Annotated in this window: 16 protein-coding genes; 6 read left to right on the top strand and 10 right to left on the bottom strand. The window is 65.3% G+C overall.

What is annotated here, in order from left to right:
* The first annotated feature begins 102 nt into the window (after positions 1 to 102).
* From NFH98_RS05915 to NFH98_RS05900, 4 genes are all read left to right on the top strand, one after another.
* A complete protein-coding gene (locus NFH98_RS05915; protein WP_197037057.1) occupies positions 103 to 1,335 on the top strand; it encodes a TRAP transporter substrate-binding protein in 1,233 nt (410 codons plus the stop codon).
* Positions 1,335 to 1,922, top strand: coding sequence for a TRAP transporter small permease (locus NFH98_RS05910; RefSeq protein ID WP_349622330.1), 588 nt, complete (start codon positions 1,335 to 1,337; stop codon positions 1,920 to 1,922). The genes NFH98_RS05915 and NFH98_RS05910 overlap by 1 nt, the downstream gene beginning before the upstream one ends.
* Positions 1,923 to 1,932: 10 nt before the next feature.
* Complete coding sequence (locus tag NFH98_RS05905) at positions 1,933 to 3,210, top strand: TRAP transporter large permease (protein WP_045991950.1); 1,278 nt, start codon at positions 1,933 to 1,935, stop codon at positions 3,208 to 3,210.
* 95 nt (positions 3,211 to 3,305) lie between these two features.
* Entirely contained in the window at positions 3,306 to 4,079 is a 774-nt protein-coding gene (locus NFH98_RS05900) for an IclR family transcriptional regulator (protein WP_349622329.1), read from the top strand.
* 99 nt (positions 4,080 to 4,178) lie between these two features.
* Here NFH98_RS05900 and NFH98_RS05895 read toward each other — a convergent pair whose 3' ends face one another.
* The 4 genes from NFH98_RS05895 to NFH98_RS05880 form a co-directional block, all read right to left on the bottom strand.
* The gene (locus NFH98_RS05895; protein WP_045991948.1) at positions 4,179 to 4,661 is read right to left on the bottom strand and encodes a universal stress protein; all 483 of its coding nucleotides are present in this window, start codon (positions 4,659 to 4,661) and stop codon (positions 4,179 to 4,181) included.
* A gap of 83 nt (positions 4,662 to 4,744) precedes the next feature.
* Positions 4,745 to 6,085, bottom strand: a complete 1,341-nt coding sequence (locus tag NFH98_RS05890; RefSeq protein ID WP_108131566.1) for a TRAP transporter large permease — start codon at positions 6,083 to 6,085, stop codon at positions 4,745 to 4,747.
* Positions 6,086 to 6,088: 3 nt separating this feature from the next.
* A complete protein-coding gene (locus NFH98_RS05885) occupies positions 6,089 to 6,640 on the bottom strand; it encodes a TRAP transporter small permease (RefSeq protein WP_349622328.1) in 552 nt (183 codons plus the stop codon).
* Between the two features lie 122 nt (positions 6,641 to 6,762).
* Positions 6,763 to 7,851 carry a TRAP transporter substrate-binding protein gene (locus NFH98_RS05880; RefSeq protein WP_349622327.1) on the bottom strand — a complete coding sequence of 363 codons (1,089 nt, stop codon included), beginning with the start codon at positions 7,849 to 7,851 and terminating at the stop codon, positions 6,763 to 6,765.
* Between the two features lie 288 nt (positions 7,852 to 8,139).
* On the opposite strand from NFH98_RS05880, the gene pdxR reads away from it, so the two are divergent.
* Positions 8,140 to 9,633 (top strand): MocR-like pyridoxine biosynthesis transcription factor PdxR, encoded by a 1,494-nt coding sequence (gene pdxR / locus NFH98_RS05875; protein ID WP_349622326.1) that lies wholly within the window; start codon positions 8,140 to 8,142, stop codon positions 9,631 to 9,633.
* Between the two features lie 17 nt (positions 9,634 to 9,650).
* On the opposite strand, the gene NFH98_RS05870 is transcribed toward pdxR, so the two are convergent.
* The 3 genes from NFH98_RS05870 to NFH98_RS05860 are packed head-to-tail and all read right to left on the bottom strand — an operon-like array spanning position 9,651 to position 13,754.
* Positions 9,651 to 10,631: a CobW family GTP-binding protein gene (locus NFH98_RS05870; protein ID WP_348815618.1), complete on the bottom strand. Its 981-nt coding sequence runs from the start codon at positions 10,629 to 10,631 to the stop codon at positions 9,651 to 9,653.
* Entirely contained in the window at positions 10,621 to 12,240 is a 1,620-nt protein-coding gene (locus tag NFH98_RS05865; protein WP_349622325.1) for an amidohydrolase, read from the bottom strand. The genes NFH98_RS05870 and NFH98_RS05865 overlap by 11 nt, the downstream gene beginning before the upstream one ends.
* On the bottom strand, positions 12,240 to 13,754 hold the full coding sequence (locus NFH98_RS05860; RefSeq protein WP_124802464.1) for a sodium/glutamate symporter: 1,515 nt from the start codon (positions 13,752 to 13,754) through the stop codon (positions 12,240 to 12,242). The genes NFH98_RS05865 and NFH98_RS05860 overlap by 1 nt, the downstream gene beginning before the upstream one ends.
* Positions 13,755 to 13,871: 117 nt before the next feature.
* Between NFH98_RS05860 and NFH98_RS05855 the strand changes: the two genes are divergently transcribed.
* Positions 13,872 to 14,774 (top strand): LysR family transcriptional regulator, encoded by a 903-nt coding sequence (locus NFH98_RS05855; protein WP_108131561.1) that lies wholly within the window; start codon positions 13,872 to 13,874, stop codon positions 14,772 to 14,774.
* Positions 14,775 to 14,876: 102 nt separating this feature from the next.
* Here the strand turns inward: NFH98_RS05855 and NFH98_RS05850 are convergent, their stop codons facing one another.
* The 3 genes from NFH98_RS05850 to thiO all read right to left on the bottom strand — a co-directional run bounded on the left by NFH98_RS05850 (position 14,877) and on the right by thiO (position 18,063).
* A complete protein-coding gene (locus tag NFH98_RS05850; protein ID WP_222515407.1) occupies positions 14,877 to 16,325 on the bottom strand; it encodes an NAD(P)/FAD-dependent oxidoreductase in 1,449 nt (482 codons plus the stop codon).
* 33 nt (positions 16,326 to 16,358) lie between these two features.
* Positions 16,359 to 16,751: a nuclear transport factor 2 family protein gene (locus NFH98_RS05845; RefSeq protein ID WP_045991941.1), complete on the bottom strand. Its 393-nt coding sequence runs from the start codon at positions 16,749 to 16,751 to the stop codon at positions 16,359 to 16,361.
* A gap of 121 nt (positions 16,752 to 16,872) precedes the next feature.
* Positions 16,873 to 18,063: a glycine oxidase ThiO gene (thiO, locus tag NFH98_RS05840; protein ID WP_222515408.1), complete on the bottom strand. Its 1,191-nt coding sequence runs from the start codon at positions 18,061 to 18,063 to the stop codon at positions 16,873 to 16,875.
* Positions 18,064 to 18,256 lie beyond the last annotated feature (193 nt).

Genomic DNA, 18,256 nt, shown 5'->3' with positions numbered 1-18,256 from the left:
CAAGGCCCTTTATCGGGCCCGGTGCCAGGCGACGATCGCCAAGCGCGAACGCCCCGGCACTCCCCTGCATCCCTACACCAAACACAAGACTGGGAGCCTTCCATGAGTTCACGCCTCTTCTCATCAGACGTGTCGCGCCGCGACTTCCTGAATATCTCGGGTCGCTTCGGCATGACCTCCACGCTGCTGGCCGCCAGTGGTCTGGGCGCTGGCCTCACCGCTTCGAGCCTGGCCCGAGCCGCCGACGCCGAGCAGCAACGCCGCTATCAGACCGAACCCAAGTTCCAGCTGCGCTTTGGCGCCTCGGGCTTCAACGAGCGCAATCTCGATATCCAGAAGTCCGGGCAGCTGTTCTTCGCCCGTGACGTCGAGGAGCGCACCAACGGCGCCATCCGCGTCGAGTTCATGGGCTCCAACGAGGTCTGCAACCAGCTCGATTGCGTCAGCAAGGCCCAGCAGGGCATCGTCGACATCTTCTCGGCCTCGACCCAGAATTCCGCCGGCGGCGCGCCCTACCTGAACGTGCTGGACTTCGCCTACATGTTCCCGAGCGTCGCCTCGATGTTTCACTTCTTCTACGACCCTCGCAGCGAGGCCCTGCTGCGCGAGCCGATGCGCCAGCGCCACAACCTGCAGTTCCTGTTCACCCACTGCGACCTGCGCGGGCTGATGATGGGCCAGAGCTGGGCCGACAAGCCGCTAGTGGACAGCCTCGAGGTGCTGCAGGGCACCAAGAACCGCGTCACCGGCACCCAGCTTGGCCGCATCGCCATGGAACAGCTTGGCCTCAACCCGGTCCCGGTGGCCTGGGAAGAGACCCTGGACGGCCTGCGTCAGGGCCTGCTGGACGGCGCCGAGACCTGGATGAGCGCGGTGGCTTACGCCGGCATGGCGCCGGTGGTGTCCCAGGCGGTCGACCTGCGCTTCTTCGCCGGTACCGAGCACACCGCCATGAACCTGTCGAAATTCGAGGCGCTGGACGCCGAGCTGCAGGATCAAGTGATGGAGTCGGCCTACGCCGCCCAGATCTTTACCCAGGGCATGAACGAGGCCGGCCGCTACCAGATCGTCGGCGCCACCGAACACCCCGCCGCCGGCACCGTGTTCGCCGAGAACAACGTGCGGGTGGCCCCGCTGTCCGACGAGATCCGCGCCCAGGCCGAGCAGCTATGCGCCCCGGAGTTCAACCCAGAGCCCTGGGAGCAGTGGCGCGAGCGGCTCAATGCCTGGGCCGGCGACGTCGACATCTACAAGGAAATCCACACCATCGCCCGGGAGATCCCGCGTGAGATGGCGGCGGTCAACGTGGCGCCGAAGCGCTGGTGGAGGGCGTAATGACCGATCACAAGGCCACCGCGGCCCAGGCGACGTCGAACGACGTCGCCGATCGGCCGACCCCCGCCTGGCTGGCGCCACTCAAGTGGCTCGACGCCAATCTGGAAAAGGTGATCATCCTGTTCTCCTACAGCGGCATGGCGGGCATCATCTTCGTCGAGGTCATCCGCCGATTCTTCTTCAGCCTGCAGGCGCCCTGGAGCACCAGCATTCCGGTGCTGCTGTTTCTGTGGCTGACCTGGTTCGGCGCCTCGCTCAACGTCAAGCAGCGTACCCACCTGTCGCTCAACGAGATTCGCATGCGTCTGCCCTACACCGGTCAGTTCGCCTGCCAGGTGCTCGACGCCGTGCTGTGGATCGGCTTCGGCGCCCTGGTCATCCACTTCACCATCGCCCAGGTGGAACTGGCGCACATGAACTTCGCCATCGTGCCGGGCACCGACAACGTGATGCAGTGGTGGTTCTACCTGGCCACGCCGCTGGCCTGGGCGCTGATCATCTTCCGGGTACTGCAGAACCTGGCCAGCGACATCGCGCGCTTCCGGCGCCGCGAGCCGTTCAACCTGCAACCGTCCATCATGGACTAGGAGAGACGTCATGACCGACGGCATGCTTATCGGCCTGGTCACCGCGGGCTGCACCACCATTTTTCTGCTGGGGGTACCGATCTTCCTGGTGATCGGCCTGTGGGTGGTCGGCACCAGCCTGATCATCGACTTCACCCTGGCCAATATCGGGGTCACCCTGTTCCAGGGCCTGAGCTTCTTCGGCCTGCTGGCACTGCCCCTGTTCATCCTGACCGGCGACTTGATCAACGCCGCCGGCATCGCCAAGCGACTGTCCGACTTCGCCTATTCGGTACTGGGCTGGCTGCGTGGCGGCATGGGCATGGCCACCCTCGGCGCCTGCGGCCTGTTCGCGGCGATCTCCGGGTCCAACGCCGGCACCACCGCCACCATCGGCTCGATCATGCAGCCGGAGATGGTCAAGAACGGCTACGACGAGCGCTTTTCCGCCGCCACCGCCGCCTCCGGCGGAACGGTCGGCATCATCATCCCGCCGTCGATCATCTTTATCGTCTACGGCTTCATGATGAACCTGTCGATCAGCGACCTGTTCATCGCCGGCATGATCCCCGGGGCGATGATGGTGTTCGGCATGATGGCGGCCTGTCACCTGGTGGCGCGACGTCACGGCTGGGGCACCCTGATTCCGTTCAAGGCGGGTGAAAGCGCGCGCTTCGCCAGGCGCGCCTATCTCGGCTTCGCTACCATCGGGGTGGTGATCTACGGCATCTATTCGGGCAAGTTCTCGCCCACCGAGGCCGCCGCCATTACCGTGGGCTTCACCCTGATCGCGGGGCTACTGATCACCCGCGAGATTCGCTTCACCGCGCTGCCCTCGATCATGCTGCGCTCGGGCCAGATCGCCGGCATGCTGGCGCCGTTGATCGCGATCTCGGTGGTGATGCAGCAACTGCTGTCGGTGCTGGGCGCGGGCCAGGCGCTGCAGGACCTGCTCAGTGGTCTGGGCAACTACTACGTGATCCTGGGGGCCTGCATGCTGATGATCCTGCTGGCCGGGATGATCCTCGAGAGCCTGCCGGTGACCATCATCCTGGCACCGATCCTGGCGCCCATCGCCCAGAACGCCGGGGTCGACCCGATCCACTTCGCGGTGATCTTCCTGGTCGGCGCCGCCATCGGCTTCGTCACCCCGCCCTTCGGCCTCAACCTCTACGTGGCCTCGAGCATCACCGGGATCCCCTACCTGCGCCTGGTGAAGTTCGTCATCCCCTACTTCATTGCGCTGATCAGTTGCTGGATCGCCATCTCGATGTGGCCGGCGCTGTCACTGATGCTGGTGAACCTGTAACACCGACAGGCAAGCAGGAGCACGCGGCAAGCCTCACCGGGCTTGCCGCGTTATCATGAGTGCCTGCCACCATTTTCCGTCGTCAAGGATCGCGTATGTCTACAGCAAGCACTCGGACCACGACCAATTCGACGCTGCAACGAGGCCTGGTACTGCTGGAAACCATCGCCATCTCGATCCACGGCGTCAGCGCCTCGGACCTGGAGCGTCAGCTCGACATTCCCAAGCCCACCCTGCATCGCCTGCTCAAGCAGCTCGAAGAGCAGGATCTGATCGTGCGCGACGTGGAAGGACGGCATCTGCTTCCCGGCGAACGACTGCACCGCATGGCCATGGGCGTGCTCGCCAACGAGAGCCTCAAGGCGCCGCGCCGTATGCTGCTCAAGCGCCTGGCCGAAGAGGTCAACGAAACCTGCAACCTGACCCTGCTCGAAGGTCACGAGGTGCTCTACTACGAACGGGTGGAGACCAACTGGCCGGTACGCATACAGCTGCCGCCGGGCTCACGTCTTCCGCTGCACTGCACCGCCAGCGGCAAGATGTTTCTGGCGCTGATGGGGCCGGCCCAGCGCCGCCAGCTGCTCAAGCACCTGCCGCTGGAGGCCTATACCCCCTACACCGCCACCGAAGCAGACGAGCTGGAGCGACGCCTGGCGGACATCGCCGAAAAGGAGCTGAGCACCGACAACGAGGAGTTCATCCAGGGCATGGTGGCCATCGCCGTGCCGGTGTACGACCAGACCGGGCGCATCCAGGCGACGCTGGCGATCCACGCGCCCCGGCTGCGCCACAGCATCGACTCGCTGATGGAGTGGGCGCCCTTGATGCGGCGTATCGCCGGGCAGCTGCAGGATACCTTCGACCACTGAGCATACGAACGCATGAACGCATGAACGCATTGCCAAGGTACGCTGACTGACCGATCGGGTCAGGACACGCTCGGCCAGCCAGACTGACGTTCTTCGTGGCTACATCGGTGGCACCACCACCACCGGCACACTGGCACGCTTGATCACGCCCTTGGTCACCCGGCCTGCATAGGACGAGGCGAAGCCGCGCTTGTTGGTGGCCATGATGATCATGTCGCAGTCATGGCGCACGGCGTAGCGGGTAATCTCCGATGCCGGGTAACCCTCCAGCACCGACTTGGCGGCCACCACCTCGCGCCCAGGCAGGTTCGCTTCGTGCTCTTGCCAGAAGGCCTCGACAAATTCGTCCAGACGCTCTCGCGCCAGACGCAGGCGCTGCTCCATCAAGCCATCCAGGGTGGCGCGTTCACCGATGTTGGCCTTGAGGGTATGCATGACGTCATCGGACAACGACTTGACCGCATGCAGCACGTGAACCTCGGCCCCGGTGGCCTTGGCCAGCGTCAGGGTGTGGGCAAGCACCTGGCGGCAATCGTCCTTCAGCCCCAGGCAACAGAGAAGACGCGAGATCGAAACAGGCATGGCGTGACTCCTTGGCGAGAGGCCGGGTCGCCGCGACATGCGAAGACACCCGGCCTTTTTTGCGGTGCGCTGACGGTGCGCAATCAATACCCCAGCATACGGGGTAGCCACAGCGATATTTCCGGGAAGTAGGCGATCACGAACAGCGCGAACACCGAGCTTGCGGCAAACGGCAGCGCCTTGATCGATATCTCCTCGATGGAGGCGCCGCCAATGCCCGAGGCCACGAACAGGTTCTCCCCCAGGGGCGGCGTCTGGAAGCCGATGGCCAGGGCACAGACGACGACGATACCGACGTGCACCGGGTCCATGCCCAGCATGTACATGATCGGCAGCAATACCGGCGTCAGGATCATGATAGCCGCCAGGGTTTCCATGAACATGCCGACAAAAAGCAGAAATGCGATAACCATGGCCCAGATCAAGTACAGGTTATCGGTCAGTCCCAGCATGCCCTCGGCGATCACCGCCGGCACCCGCTGTTCGACCAGCAAGCGGCCGAATACCGTGGCGGTGAACAGGATCAACAGCACCCGTCCGGTGATCCAGGTGGTGGTCTCCAGAGTCTTGAGCGTAGGCTTCCACTTGAGCTCGCGGTGCAGGAAGATGCCGACGATCAGGGTGTAGGCGATGGCCACGATGGCCGACTCGGTGGGCGTGAACAGACCGCTGTAGATACCGCCGAGGATGATCAGCGGCGCCAGGATCGACCACACGCCACGCTTCAGGCTCCTGGCGATGGTGTCCCAGGACCAGCTGTCGCTCAGCCCGCTGTAGCCGCGCCGGCGCGAGATGATGTAGTTGACGGTCAACAGGCAGCCAGCGATCACCATGCCGGGCAGAATGCCGGCGATGAACAGCTTCGGAATCGACAGCGTCTGGAAGGCGCCGTGAGCGGCCACGGCCTCCGCCGGTGGCTGCAGCCCCATCCCCGAGATACCAAAGATGACCATGGGAATGGACGGCGGTATCACCACGCCGAGGCCACCGGAGGACGCCGTGATGGCAGAGCCATAGCCGCGATCATAGCCGCGGTTGGCCATGGCCGGGATCATCAGCATGCCCACCGCCGCGGTGGTGGCGGGCCCTGAGCCTGAAATCGCGCCGAAGAACATGCAGGCGAACACCGTGGCGGCGGCGAGACCGCCGGTCACCGGCCCGGCGAAGGCCTCGGCGATATCCACCAGGCGTCGCGAAATGCCGGCGGCTTCCATCAAGGCCCCGGCGAGGATAAAGGCCGGCAGCGCCATCAGCGGAAAGGACCCCACCGAGGTGAAGGCGATCTGCACGAAGGCCATGGGGTTCTCCCCCAGCGACAGATAGGTGGCAAGCGCGGCCACCCCCAGCGACACCGTGATCGGCGCGCCCAGCACCAGCAGCAGAAAGAACACCCCGAACAGCACGTAGATGATGGTCGTCTCCATGGATCAGTCTCCCTTCTCGTTGGATGACGACAGCGTCGAGGACTTGGCCTCGGCGATGGCCTCGGCCTCGGGATCGACGGGCTCGCGATGCTTGACGAAGCGCAGGTAGTTGTTCTGCAGGATGCGCAGGGTCATCAGCACAAAGGCCAGCGGCAGGATCAGGTAGAACCCCTTCATCGGGATGCCCAGGGTCTGGGACTTCCAGAAGGTATTCATCTTGTTGAACACGAAGTCGTAACTGAGCCAGATGAAGACCAGGTTGAAGGCGATCCAGATCAGGTCGGTCAGCGCACCGCAGGCCAGCTCCACCCAGCGCGGGAAGAAACGGAACTGGAAGGTGACACGGTTATGGGCCGACTTCTTGGCGGCGTAGACCGCCCCCAGGTAGGCGAACCAGACGAAGGCGTAGGTAGCCAGCTCATCGGCCCAGGGCAGCGAATAGCTGAACAGGTTGCGCAGCATGATCTGGGCAAACAGCAGCGCCACAAAGGTCACCAGCAATAGCTGGCACAGCCAGTTCTCGAGGTTGTCCACGAGCTTCCATAGACGATTCATCACGACGACCTCTGAGCAGGCACCACCTGGCGTCCAATGGCAGACGTCCGGCGGTGCCATGATTCATGGCGCCTGGAGTCAGGCGCCGGGAGGATTCAAGACGATAGCGACGTCGTGACAGATCAGGGGGCTGGCTCACGTCCCAGCGCGGCGAGCGCCTCGTCGAGCTTGGCCTTGCCGCCGATGCTGTCGTAGAAGTCGGGCCAGATGGAGGTGGCCTGTTCGATCCACGCCTGCTCGCCGTCGGCAGGCTCGGTGATCTCCATGCCGTGCTCTTCCACCAGCCGGGTCTTGATCGCGTCTTCCTGGGCCAGCAGATACTCGTAACTGTGGTCGGTGGCCTCCTGAGCGGCCTCCAGCACCCACTGCTGCTGCTCCTCGGACAGGCTCTGGAACATGCCTTCACCCATGATCAACGGCTCCATGGAGAACACATAACAGCTGTCGGTGACGTGATCCTGGACCTCGTAGAACTTCATCGCGTCGATGGTGATGTAGGGGTTGTCCTGGCCGTCGACGACGCCCTGCTGCAGGGCGGTAAAGGTTTCCGACCAGGCCAGCGGGTTGGGATTGACGCCCCAGGACTGGTAGGCGGAGATCATGATCTCGTTCTTAGGCACCCGGATGACCAGGCCATCCAGATCCTCGGGGCTCGCCACCGGCCTCGCCGAGTTGGTCAGACGGCGACAGCCGGAGTAGGCCCAGCCCAGTATCCGCACGCCGGCGTCACGGATGGTGTTGTCGACCATCTCCTGGCCGATCTCGCCCTGGGTCAGGGTGCGGGCGTCCTCGGGACTCTGGATCACGTAGGGCAGTGTCATCACCCCGACCGTGGGCGAGAACGGCGTGATGTTGTTGATCGCCAGTACCGACAGGTCGAGCAGGCCCATGCTGGCGTTGTTGACGGTGTCCTGCTCACTGCCCAGCTGGCCGTTGGGAAACAGGTCCACGCTGACGTCGCCGCCGGACTTTTCCTCGATCAGCTTGGCGAAGGTCTGTCCCATCTCGTGCTGGGTGCCACCGGCGGCGTCGCCCAGCGCCATCTTCCAGGTTGTCGCCTGGGCCGAGCCAGCGGCGCCCAGCAGCGCCAGGGCGACCGCCGCCACCAGCGGGCGTGGGCCGAAGCGCCGGGGCGAGGCGGCAGCGCCGATGGCCGCAGGAGTCATGTTGCGCGGGGGCGTGGTACGGAGGAAAGGGGACTTGGTGTGCATGCGGAACTCCCATCATTGTTGTGCCGCTTAAAGCGGAATCTTGTTGCGGGTGTCACATCTTGATCGTCATTGGCTGGCGAGCGCGGTCAGGTCCGACCCGCCATGTGACTCACTCTCCCCCGTCGAGCATCGACGCCATAGGACCAGTGGCCCCACATCGATTGGGCCAGGCACCCGCGAGCCCTCGACAAGACGTCGACGCTGTAAGATCGTAGGCGGGCGTGGCCGCCAGGCCTGGGCCACGCCGGAACTCGTCCAACAACCACCATCCGGGAACCCGTCGTCGGTATGAGCGCCCCCCTGTTTCGACTCGACGCAAAGCGTCAGGAAAGCCTTCAGTGCCAGCTTCGCGAGCAGATCGCCCACGCCATCCTCGAGGGGCACCTGCCCACCGGTGAGGCGCTGCCTTCGAGCCGAAAGCTCGCCAAGGAGCTGGGTGTGGCCCGCAACACGGTGATGATCGCCTACGAGCAACTGCTGGACGACGGCTACCTGGTCGCCCGGGAGCGCAGCGGCTACTTCGTCAATCCGGATATCCTCGCCGGACGCGTCACGCCCCCGGACGACATCGCCCCCCCAGCCACCAGCGCCACCTCTCACTCCGGCACAGCGACGCCCTGGGACGAGCTGTTGACGATGCGACCCTCGCGCCAGCCGACCATCGTCAAGCCGGCCAACTGGCTCGACTATGACTACCCCTTCCTCTACGGCCAGATCGATCCCAACCTGTTTCCCACCCAGCACTGGCGGGAGTGCAGCCGCGACTCGGTCAGCGTGCCGGCCATCCGCCGCTGGTCGGCAGATCACCTGAGCGAAGACGACCCGCTGCTGATCGAACAGATCCACCAGCGACTGCTGCCCCGCCGTGGCGTCTGGGCCCGACCGGAGGAGATCCTGATCACCGTGGGCGCCCAGCAGGCGCTATGGATCACCGCCATGCTGATCCTGGGGGCGGGTCGACGCTTCGCCATGGAGAACCCTGGCTACGTCGACATGGTCAATATCGCCCGCACCTTCACCGACGATATCGTCGCGGTGGACGTGGACGACCAGGGCCTGGTGATCGACCAGCGCCTGGCCGATTGCCACCTGGCCTACGTCACCCCGAGCCACCAGTCGCCCACCGGCGTGACCCTGCCGATGCAGCGCCGCCGCGACTTGCTCGACAGCGCCAGCGCCAACAACTATCTGGTCATCGAGGACGACTACGAGAGCGAGACCAACTTCGTCGACAACCCGACGCCGGCACTCAAGAGCCTCGATAGCGATGGCCGGGTGATCTACGTGGGCAGCCTGTCCAAGACCCTGGCGCCGGGCCTTCGGCTCGGCTACATGGTGGCGCCCCCCGCCTTTATCGCCGAGGCGCGCGCCCTGCGCCGGCTGATGCTGCGCCACCCCGCCACCAACAACCAGCGCAGCGTGGCGCTGTTTCTCGACCGTGGCTACCACGACGCGCTGCTGCGCCAGATTCGCCAGACCTACCAGCGCCGCTGGCTGTTGATGCGTGACGCCCTCGCATCCCACCTGCCCGAGCTGCGTATCCGCTCCACCTTCGGCGGCTCCTGCTTCTGGCTGGAGGCCCCCGCCGACACCGACGTGGCACTGCTGAAGCGGCTGGCCGAGGAGCACAGCATCCTGATCGAGAACGGCGAGGTGCACTTCCTGACCCCGGCGCATCGCCCCACCCTGAGGCTCGGCTTCTCGGCCATCGACGAGACCCGCATCGAGCGCGGCATCGAACGCCTGGCGGCCTTGCTGCCCCAGGCACGTCGCACCGGCTGAATCCGGGAGGCACTGGGCTAGCGCCCGATCGGTGCCATCGGCGCCGTATCAGTCTCGCTGTCGAGCTGCGCAAGCTCCTCCATCAGCCGAGTAAAGCGTTCGCCCCGGCGACCGATGCACACCAGCACGGCGCCGGTGGCGGGCGGCCCGTGGCTCTGCCAGGCGAGGCGCTGTCCGCTCAACTGCAGACTTCGCCATTCTTCCCCGTCCGCCAGCCGACAGCGGACGAAGCCCTTGGCGCGAAACAGGCAGTCGCGGTAGCGCTCGAGCAGCGCTTGCAACTCCTCGGCCACCAGGGGGTGGCGAAGGTGCAGGGTGGCATCGGTCAGCCCCGAGTGTCGGGCACGCTCGGCGAACGGCTCCGCCGATGGCTTGGCGCCATTCGCTTGCCAAAAGGCCGGGCCAGAGGACGTCGTCCTGGACGACGCGGGAGCGACTTGTACCGGCTCCGTCGCCACCGCCGCACCTGGGGCGAGCTGTCCCAGCCATCCGAGCAGCTGGTCGCGCGCGCTGTCCTCTTGAGGCAGACGATTGACCAGCAGACGATGGGCGGCGTGCACCTGGGCGCGCCATAGCTCCCCCACCTGGGCGTCCAGCGCCAGACGGCCAGCCTGGCTCGCATCCACCAGTACCACGATATCGGCAAGCTCAAGCCCCGGCGCCAGCCTGGCGATATCGGCGATCCGTTGAGGATTGGCCACGCCGCTGGCCTCGATCAGAATTTCCGTTGGCCTGGCCTTGAGTCGCAGCGCCTGGGACAACTGCTCGGCCAGGGTGCCCCCCAGGGTGCAGCAGACGCAGCCGTTGGACAGCGACAGCACTCGATCATCGCGGTAGTCGATCGCCGCCACATCGACGTTCACCTCGCCGACGTCGTTGACCAGAATCAGAGCATCCTCGATATCCCCCGACGCCAGCCGGCGGTTGAGATAGCTGGTCTTGCCCGCCCCCAGGAAACCTGCGATCACCGTCACCGGCACCCGATCATCACACCTCATGCACCTGTCCTCCCGACACCGTGGCGTGTACCCGGATGTGTCGCAGATCCTGTGCTGAAACTTGCAATGGGTCGTCGTCCAGTACCGCCATATCGGCAAACTTGCCGACGTCCAGGCTACCCACACGGTCGTCCATACCCAGCGTGATGGCAGCGCCCAGGGTGATCATTTCCAGTGCATCTTCCACGCTCACCGCCTCATGGTGACCCAGCGTCTGGCCACTGGCGCTCTGCCGGTTGACCGCACACCAGGCGGTGAACAGCGGCCCCAGCGGGGTCACCGGCGCATCGCTGTGGATGGCGGTGACGATGCCCAGTCGGCGGGCCGAGGCCAGCGGCTCCAGGCGCTGGCAGCGCGTCGGTCCCAGGGTGCGTTCCAGGTGCACATCGCCCCAGTAGTAGAGATGATTGGCGAACATGTTCAGGCACAGTCCAAGACGGGCGGCGCGACGTAACTGGGCATGGTCGATGATCTGGCAGTGCTGCAGGGTATGGCGGTGATCGAAGCGCGGCCATAGGGTCAGCGCCTCCTCCAGGGCGTCCAGCATCAACTCCACGGCCTCGTCACCGTTGGTGTGAATGTGCAGTTGAAGCCCCGCCTGGTGGTAGGCGTGCACCAGCGCCACCAGTCCCTCTGGCTCGGCGTTCCACAGCCCGTTGGGATGACCGTCATGGTAGTGGGGCCACTTCAGCCGCGCGGTATAGCCCTGGATCGAGCCGTCGGTCATCAGCTTGGCCGGGCCAAACACCAGCCGCTCATGGCTGTGGCCCATCGCCGCCTGGAGCCGCGCGATGCCCTCCTCGGCCGACCACGCCAGCACCCCCATGGCCGGCACCAGGCGCACCGGAAAATCGGCCTCCCGGGTCACCTCGACCATCGAGGCGATGGCGTCATCGCTCAAGGGGTTGTACAGATCGGTGATGGTGGTGACGCCCTTGGCCGCCGCGATGGCGCCGTAGCGCCTGAGCACCTCGGGTGACGCCACCGCCTCGAACAGATTCCTGCCAAGGGCATCGAACACCACGAACATGGCGGCCATTTCCTGGAGCTCGCCATTGGGCTGGCCGTCCTCGTCGAGCATGATGCCCTCGACCCGCGGCCCCTCGCTGATGCCGGACAGTGCCAGCATGGCCGAATTGACGGTCATCACGTGCAGGCTTGCGTGCAGCACCACCAGCGGTCGATCTCCCACCGCCTCGTCGAGCTGGTGGCGACTTAAGCGCTGGCCGGGAAAGTAGACCGGATCAAAGCCCCAGGCGACCAGCGGCTCGCCCGGCGGCAGGCTCTCGGCATGCTGGCGCAGCCGGGCCTGCATCTCGGCGACGCTCTTCAGCCCCGGCCACTCCTTGCCCTCAGCATCGACCCGGCTGAAATAGCCGAGATAGAGGTAGTCCCACATGGCGCCTTCCAGAGCGTGGCTGTGGCCTTCGACGAAGCCCGGCAGGATCACCTTGTCGGCAAAGCGATCATCGATGCGGGCGTCGGTTGGCATGGCTTGCGTATCCCCCACCGCCAGGATGCGATCTCCCTGCACCGCGACATGGGTCGCCTCGGGCTGGGACGGATTCATGGTCAGGATGCGTCGAGCGGGATAGACGGTGATGCTCATCAGGAGGCAGCTCCCTTGCTGATGGTGGGCGAAGACGCGGAGGCTGAGTCTGACTGGGCAGCGGCATGGCCTTGGGTGGGAACACCCTCGGCCCAGCCCGACGAGGGCGATGAGGCTCTGCCGTGCCGCCCCCACATCAGCATCAGCGGGATGCAGGCGATCAGGGCGATGGCGGTGCCGCCGAACACCAGCAGATAGATCGCCGGCGTCAGCGACGGCACGATGGGGGCGAAGATCATCAGGATGTGCAGGTTGACCACCACGATGGCCAGATTGAAGAAGGCAAGCTCCTTGGGCACCGAGGTGGAAAAGTCGGCGTCCATCATGCGCAACAGCAAGAGCCCGGTACCGGTGGAGCCACAGCAGCATCCAAACGAGGTCACGGTACGCTCTGGTCCCAGATTGCCGCTCAACCGCCCGATCAACAGACAGCCCACCAGGGTGACGATCGTCACCGTCACGGTCACCAGCAGGATCGGCGCCAGCAGCGCGTAGAGCACCGCGAACTGGATGCTCATGAGGGTCCCCACCACCATGAAGTCCACCGCGCTGCCGGTGATCCGCTTGAGCGTCTCGTCATCGACACGGTGGGAAAGCCCGAGCCGATCGATCACCATGCGCATCAGCACGCAGACACCCAGCCCGTGCAGAAAGAACAGGTTGTGGCTGAACAGCACCCCGACGTTGATGCCGAACGGCGAGGCATTGCCGATGATGCCCTGCACGAAGGTCAGCCACAGGTGGGTGATCACGTAGGCGATGGCAAGCAGGCCCAGATGGTAGGCCAGCGAATCCAGATTGCCCGGGTGCGACACCATGCGCCCCATCCCGGGAGCCTGCTGGTTGCCCTCGTCGTCGCCCGCCCGGGTAAAGAAGCCCAGGCGAAAGTTGTCATCCAGGCGCGAGGCGCGATTGGCGTTCAACCCCTTGGTCAGGTAGCGCCGGGCAAGCGGCACGCCCAGGGCAAACGCCATCAAGAATCCCAGAGAGGCATAGATCAGCCCCACCTGGGCGGCATTGGCGATGCCGTACTCGGTCTCCCAGATGGTGCCGTAGGTCAGCGCCTGGCCCGGCCCCTGGGTAAAGCCGTGGGTCACGATGGCTCCCAGAAATCCGCTGACGTCGCTGCCGGTCACGGCGTCATAGCCGGTCACCACCAGAAAGCCGATGGCACCTTGCATGCCCAGGCTGATGCTCCAGGCAAGCGTCAGCCAGAGTCCGCCGCGCACGATACTGCCGCCACCACCGGGCGCGTCCTGGCGACCACCCCCGGTAAGGCATAGCGACATGAAGCTCAGGGTGAAGAAATGAAAGGTCAGAGCGGTGAAGTCGGCGGGTGAGTAGCCCGGCAGCAGATCCAGCGAAAGCGCCAGGAAACCGATCAGGCCGCCGACGATGCTGGCCGGAACCAGCGAGGCCCGAAGCCAGCTCAGCCGGCTTCTCAGCTGGCTGCCGACCCACAGCATGAGGGCAAGCAGCGCGAAGGCGATCACCCCGTGAAAGGAGTCTTGCATGATGGAGTCACCTCGACGTTGTCGTTGTTGGAAGTGAAGCGAACACTTCCAGCCTAGGCACGCCATCGTTGCGCGTATAATATCATTTAACGTTCACTTGATACCTGTGAGGCATCAATGCGCATTGAGCTTCGCCACCTTTACGCCTTTGTCGCCGTGGCCGACAGCCTGCACTTTCGCCGCGCCGCCGAGCGTCTCAACGTCGCCCAGCCGGCGCTGAGTCGCACCATCGCTCAGCTCGAGGACGCCATCGGTGAAGCGCTGTTCGTGCGCAACAATCGCCAGGTCCGCCTCACCGATCCGGGACGCATCATGCTCGAGGAGAGCCGCCAGATACTGCGCCAGGTCGATGATGCGGTGCTCAAGACCCAGCGAGCGGGCCGTGGAGAACTGGGCCGGCTGGCCATCGGCTACACCGACTTCGCCATCACCGGTGAGTTGCCGGCACTATTGGACGACTTTCGCCGCCAGAATCCGGACATCCACTTCGACCTGAGCTTCGGCTCCACCGCCCAGCAGCTCGACGAATTGACCGAGGGACGCCTGGACTTCGGCTTCGTTACCGGCCCGGTGCTGACCCCGGGGCTGCGTTCCCGTCCCATCCAGCGAGATCACTTTATCGCCGCGGTCGGTGACAACCACCCGTTGGCCGGGCGCAAGAGCATCCGGCTGGAGGAGTTGGCCCGGGAGCCGTTCATTCTTGGCGCCCGCAGCATGTGGCTGCACTTTCGCCAGATGCTCGAGCAGATCTGTCGGCAGGCGGGCTTCGAACCCCATGTCGCCCAGGAGACCTTCAACAGCGAGACCATGTTTGCCTTTGTCGCCTGCGACTTCGGCGTCACCGTGCACCTGGAGTGCGCCACCAACTATGTGCGCAAGGGCGTCACCCTACTGCCGCTGGAGGGGGTAAAGGAGTGCCTGGTCACCGAGGTGGCCTGGCGGGAAGACGGCGTGACAGCGGTTCAGCAGGCCTTTCTCGACCGCCTCGACAAGATGCTGCCACCGGAGGAAGTGAAGTAGCCGCAGCACCCACCGCAGCACTGCAGACATTGAAAAGCCGCGACCCCAGGGTCGCGGCATCGTCGTGAGGGTTACCCATATCCAGAACGGGACCGATCGAGTTCAGAGCACCTCATCCTTGAAGTAGTAGTAGCGATAGAGGAAGCGCTGGCCGAATCGGCGGAAGGGGGCGAAGGCCTCCGACTCGATACGTTCGCGCAGGTTGGGAAAGGGCAGCTTCGAGGTGAAGATCGGCAGATCCAACGACCTGCCCTCCCCGGTGATCCACTGGGCCAGGCGCTTGCCGGCCTGGGCCGAGTACATCACCCCGTTGCCGCCATAGCCCAGGGCGTAGTAGACGCTCTCCTTCGGGTCCGGCTGATGGATGCGCGGCATCATGTCGTGGCTGACGTCGACCCAGCCCCACCAGGAGTAGTCGATCTCGATGCCGGCAAGCGCCGGGAACTTGCGCTCCAGGTCGGCCCTGAGTACCGCCGCGTAGCGCTCCCTGGGGGCATCGCGGCCGCTGATGGCGCTGCGACTGCCGATCTGCACGCGGTTGTCCGGCAGCAGCCGATAGTAGTGGCGCAGGATTCGGGTGTCGGTCAGCACCTGTCGGGTGCGGAAACCGGTGGCCTCGATCTCGGCCTCGGTCAGCGGCCGAGTGACCATGGAGTTCGACAGAATCGGCAGCAGCCGGTTCTTGAGGTGGGGGCTCAGCTGGCCGGTGACGTAGCCGCCGGTGGCCATGCCCACCGCCCGCGCCTTGACCACGCCGCCTGGCGTGCGCAGATGGTGCACGTCGCCATGGGTCTCCCAGCCCAGCACCGGGCTCGCCGGGTGGATCTTCACCCCCAGGGCGCGCGCCTTGCGATGGTAGCCGAAGGCCAGCTTGGCGGCGTGGATACCGATGCCCTCGGGCTCGTGCATGGCGCCGGCCGCCTCGCTGTCGCCCACCCACTCGCGCTTGACGGTGTCGCCGTCGATGATGCGAGCGTCGTAGTCGAAGGTCTCGCGCAGAAGCCGCGCCTCCTTCTCCAGGCTCGGCATCACCCTATCCTTGTGGGCGATATACAGGTGCCCGCCGGGCTGCGGGTCGCAGTCGATATCGGCGATCAGCGACTTGAAGGTCTGCATGCCCTCGACACACTCGCGGTGCAACTTGAGCGCGGTATCGAGGCCATAGCGCTGGATCCACTGAGACCGCTTGAGCCGCCCCGAGGCGCACTGGGCCTGGCCGCCATTGCGGGTGCTGCATCCCCAGCTGACGCGGTTGGCCTCGAGCACCGTGGCCTTGATGCCGTAGCGCTCGGCCAGAAAGATCGCCGCCGTAAGACCGGTGAACCCGGAGCCGATGATCACCACATCGGTGTCGGTGTCCGCCACGATCGGGCCATCGTCGGCCGGGGGCTCGCCGGCGGTGGCGATCCAGTAGGTCGGCGCATAGTCACAGCCGGTACCGACCTGCCTGGCGGTCAACGGATCATAGGCGGGATCATAGGGGGCCTGGGCCGGAGTGGCCCGGGCGGCATCGTCCGACGAAGCGGCCAGCGGGGTCTGTAGATCCAGCATGTCGAAGCTCCCGAGTCAGGTATCCGAGGTCGCTCAGCCGTTGTTGACCGGCGTGGCGGGGCGCTGCTTGCGGTAGGCGTTCTTCACCGCGATCTTGCCGTCACGGAAGGTGAAGGCGTCGATCATCCGCGCCTCGGAGCGCATGCCATCGGCGGTGGTGCCGCTATAGGTGCTTTCGCTGTAGCCGCGATCTCCCACGACCTGATGCACGCCGTCTAGCCATTGGGCGTCCGGCGCGTTTTCCCAGGCGGCACGCAGCCCGGCGCGAACCTCCTGCTGACCACGAAAGGTCTTGCCGAGCAGGTCGGGACCTGCGACTGCATGAAATTCGCAGTCGTCGGTCATCATCGACATCACCGCATCGATATCGTGACGGTTGAGGGCGTCGGCGAAGTCGGCGAGAAACTGGGCGTCGGGCTGGCTCATGGTGAGACTCCTTGTTATTGGCAGCGCGGGTGGGTGTCGCTCACGCTGTGTCAGCAAAGTGGTGGCGAGGCGCAGCGCGCCTCGACTCACCTTGAGCCTATAGGGGCCGGTCGTCTGCCACTTAGCACCAGTTGCCCGCCGTCGATTGGGCCAGCCCCGACACGGACGTCGAGCCAGGGGTAGAGACAGGGCCCGCCGGCTCTTCGCGCTGGATGCGATAGGGGGCCGGATCCACGCAAGGGGTGCGCCCCAGCATCAGCTCGACGCCCAGCCGCGCCGCCGCCGGCGCCAGCACCAGGCCGTTGCGAAAGTGACCGGCATTGACGTGGAGGCCACGACATCCCGGCACCTCACCGATAAAGGGTATCCCCCCGGGGGAGCCGGGACGCAGGCCCGCCCAGTGGTGCTCGATCGACGCCCGGGCGAGCGCCGGCAGCAGGCGCACGGCACTGCGATACAGCGACACCCGGGCCTCACTGGTGGTGCGCTTGTCGAAGCCTTGATGCTCAAGGGTGGACCCCACCAGGATGCGGCCATCACGCCGTGGAATCAGGTAGCGCCCATCGGCCAGCACCACCCGCGACAGCGGCCGCGGCGTGCCGGGAGCCGGTCGCAGCACCATCATCTGGCCCTTGACCGGTGCCACCGCCATGCCGACCCCGAGGTGCTTGAGCAGGGCACCGCTCCAGGCGCCGCCGCATACCAGCACCCTGGACGCGGTGAGCACGCCGGTGGCGGTGTCGACGCCCTGGATCTGCCCGGCCACGACCTTGAAGCCGGTCACCTCACAGCCCTCGCGCAGCTCGACCCCTGGATGCCGCTCGAGCCGCACACGCAGGGCACGGCCCAGGCGCGGATTGCGCAGACTACCCAGGGTCGGCATCCACAGTCCGCCCAGGCCCTGGCGGACCCAATGGGTGTCGGCCAACGCCGGCTCCATCCGGCGGATGGCATCGGCGTCGATGTCCTCGAGCGGCTTGGCCTGACACCTGGCCCAGCGACGCGCCGCGTCGGCATCTTCCACCGCCAGGTACAGAAGCCCGTGTCGGCTGAACTGAGGGTCGACGCCGGTGGTCTCCCTGAGTTCATCGCAGAGTCCCGGATAGACCTCTTCCGATAGTGCCGACAACGCCGACACCGGGGCGCTGTAGCGCCAGGGGTAGAGTGGCGAGACGATACCGCCACCGGCCCAGGAGGCTTCCCGGGCACAGCGCCCGCGCTCCACCAGGGTCACCGAAAGCCCCGCCTCGGCCAACTGCCAGGCGCTCATCAGGCCGATGACCCCGCCGCCTACCACCACTACATCGCTCATGCTCGCCTCCTCGCTCGTCTGCCCATGTCAATTCAGCGCCGCTATCGCGACCGCTGCCACCACCGTTATCACCGCTGTTATCACCGCTGTTATCACCGCCAAAGGCCAATCGTCGCAGCGACACAAGATCCACCAAATCTCATTTTTCGATACAATTTGCGTTATTTTTTAAAACAGGTCTATAGTGACGACA

Origin of the sequence: Halomonas sp. H33-56, from assembly GCF_040147035.1 — a bacterium.
Lineage (GTDB): Bacteria > Pseudomonadota > Gammaproteobacteria > Pseudomonadales > Halomonadaceae > Halomonas > Halomonas litopenaei.
Note: the sequence above shows the minus strand (reverse complement) of the source record. Positions and strands in the feature narration are given on the sequence as shown.

Coding starts and splice junctions, on each gene's coding strand:
- thiO (WP_222515408.1), bottom strand. CDS start 18,063: ATGAGCGATGTAGTGGTGGTAGGCGGCGGGGTCATCGGCCTGATGAGC.
- NFH98_RS05855 (WP_108131561.1), top strand. CDS start 13,872: ATGCGCATTGAGCTTCGCCACCTTTACGCCTTTGTCGCCGTGGCCGAC.
- NFH98_RS05900 (WP_349622329.1), top strand. CDS start 3,306: ATGTCTACAGCAAGCACTCGGACCACGACCAATTCGACGCTGCAACGA.
- NFH98_RS05850 (WP_222515407.1), bottom strand. CDS start 16,325: ATGCTGGATCTACAGACCCCGCTGGCCGCTTCGTCGGACGATGCCGCC.
- NFH98_RS05860 (WP_124802464.1), bottom strand. CDS start 13,754: ATGCAAGACTCCTTTCACGGGGTGATCGCCTTCGCGCTGCTTGCCCTC.
- NFH98_RS05910 (WP_349622330.1), top strand. CDS start 1,335: ATGACCGATCACAAGGCCACCGCGGCCCAGGCGACGTCGAACGACGTC.
- NFH98_RS05890 (WP_108131566.1), bottom strand. CDS start 6,085: ATGGAGACGACCATCATCTACGTGCTGTTCGGGGTGTTCTTTCTGCTG.
- NFH98_RS05865 (WP_349622325.1), bottom strand. CDS start 12,240: ATGAGCATCACCGTCTATCCCGCTCGACGCATCCTGACCATGAATCCG.
- NFH98_RS05845 (WP_045991941.1), bottom strand. CDS start 16,751: ATGAGCCAGCCCGACGCCCAGTTTCTCGCCGACTTCGCCGACGCCCTC.
- pdxR (WP_349622326.1), top strand. CDS start 8,140: ATGAGCGCCCCCCTGTTTCGACTCGACGCAAAGCGTCAGGAAAGCCTT.
- NFH98_RS05880 (WP_349622327.1), bottom strand. CDS start 7,851: ATGCACACCAAGTCCCCTTTCCTCCGTACCACGCCCCCGCGCAACATG.
- NFH98_RS05905 (WP_045991950.1), top strand. CDS start 1,933: ATGACCGACGGCATGCTTATCGGCCTGGTCACCGCGGGCTGCACCACC.
- NFH98_RS05885 (WP_349622328.1), bottom strand. CDS start 6,640: ATGAATCGTCTATGGAAGCTCGTGGACAACCTCGAGAACTGGCTGTGC.
- NFH98_RS05870 (WP_348815618.1), bottom strand. CDS start 10,631: ATGAGGTGTGATGATCGGGTGCCGGTGACGGTGATCGCAGGTTTCCTG.
- NFH98_RS05915 (WP_197037057.1), top strand. CDS start 103: ATGAGTTCACGCCTCTTCTCATCAGACGTGTCGCGCCGCGACTTCCTG.
- NFH98_RS05895 (WP_045991948.1), bottom strand. CDS start 4,661: ATGCCTGTTTCGATCTCGCGTCTTCTCTGTTGCCTGGGGCTGAAGGAC.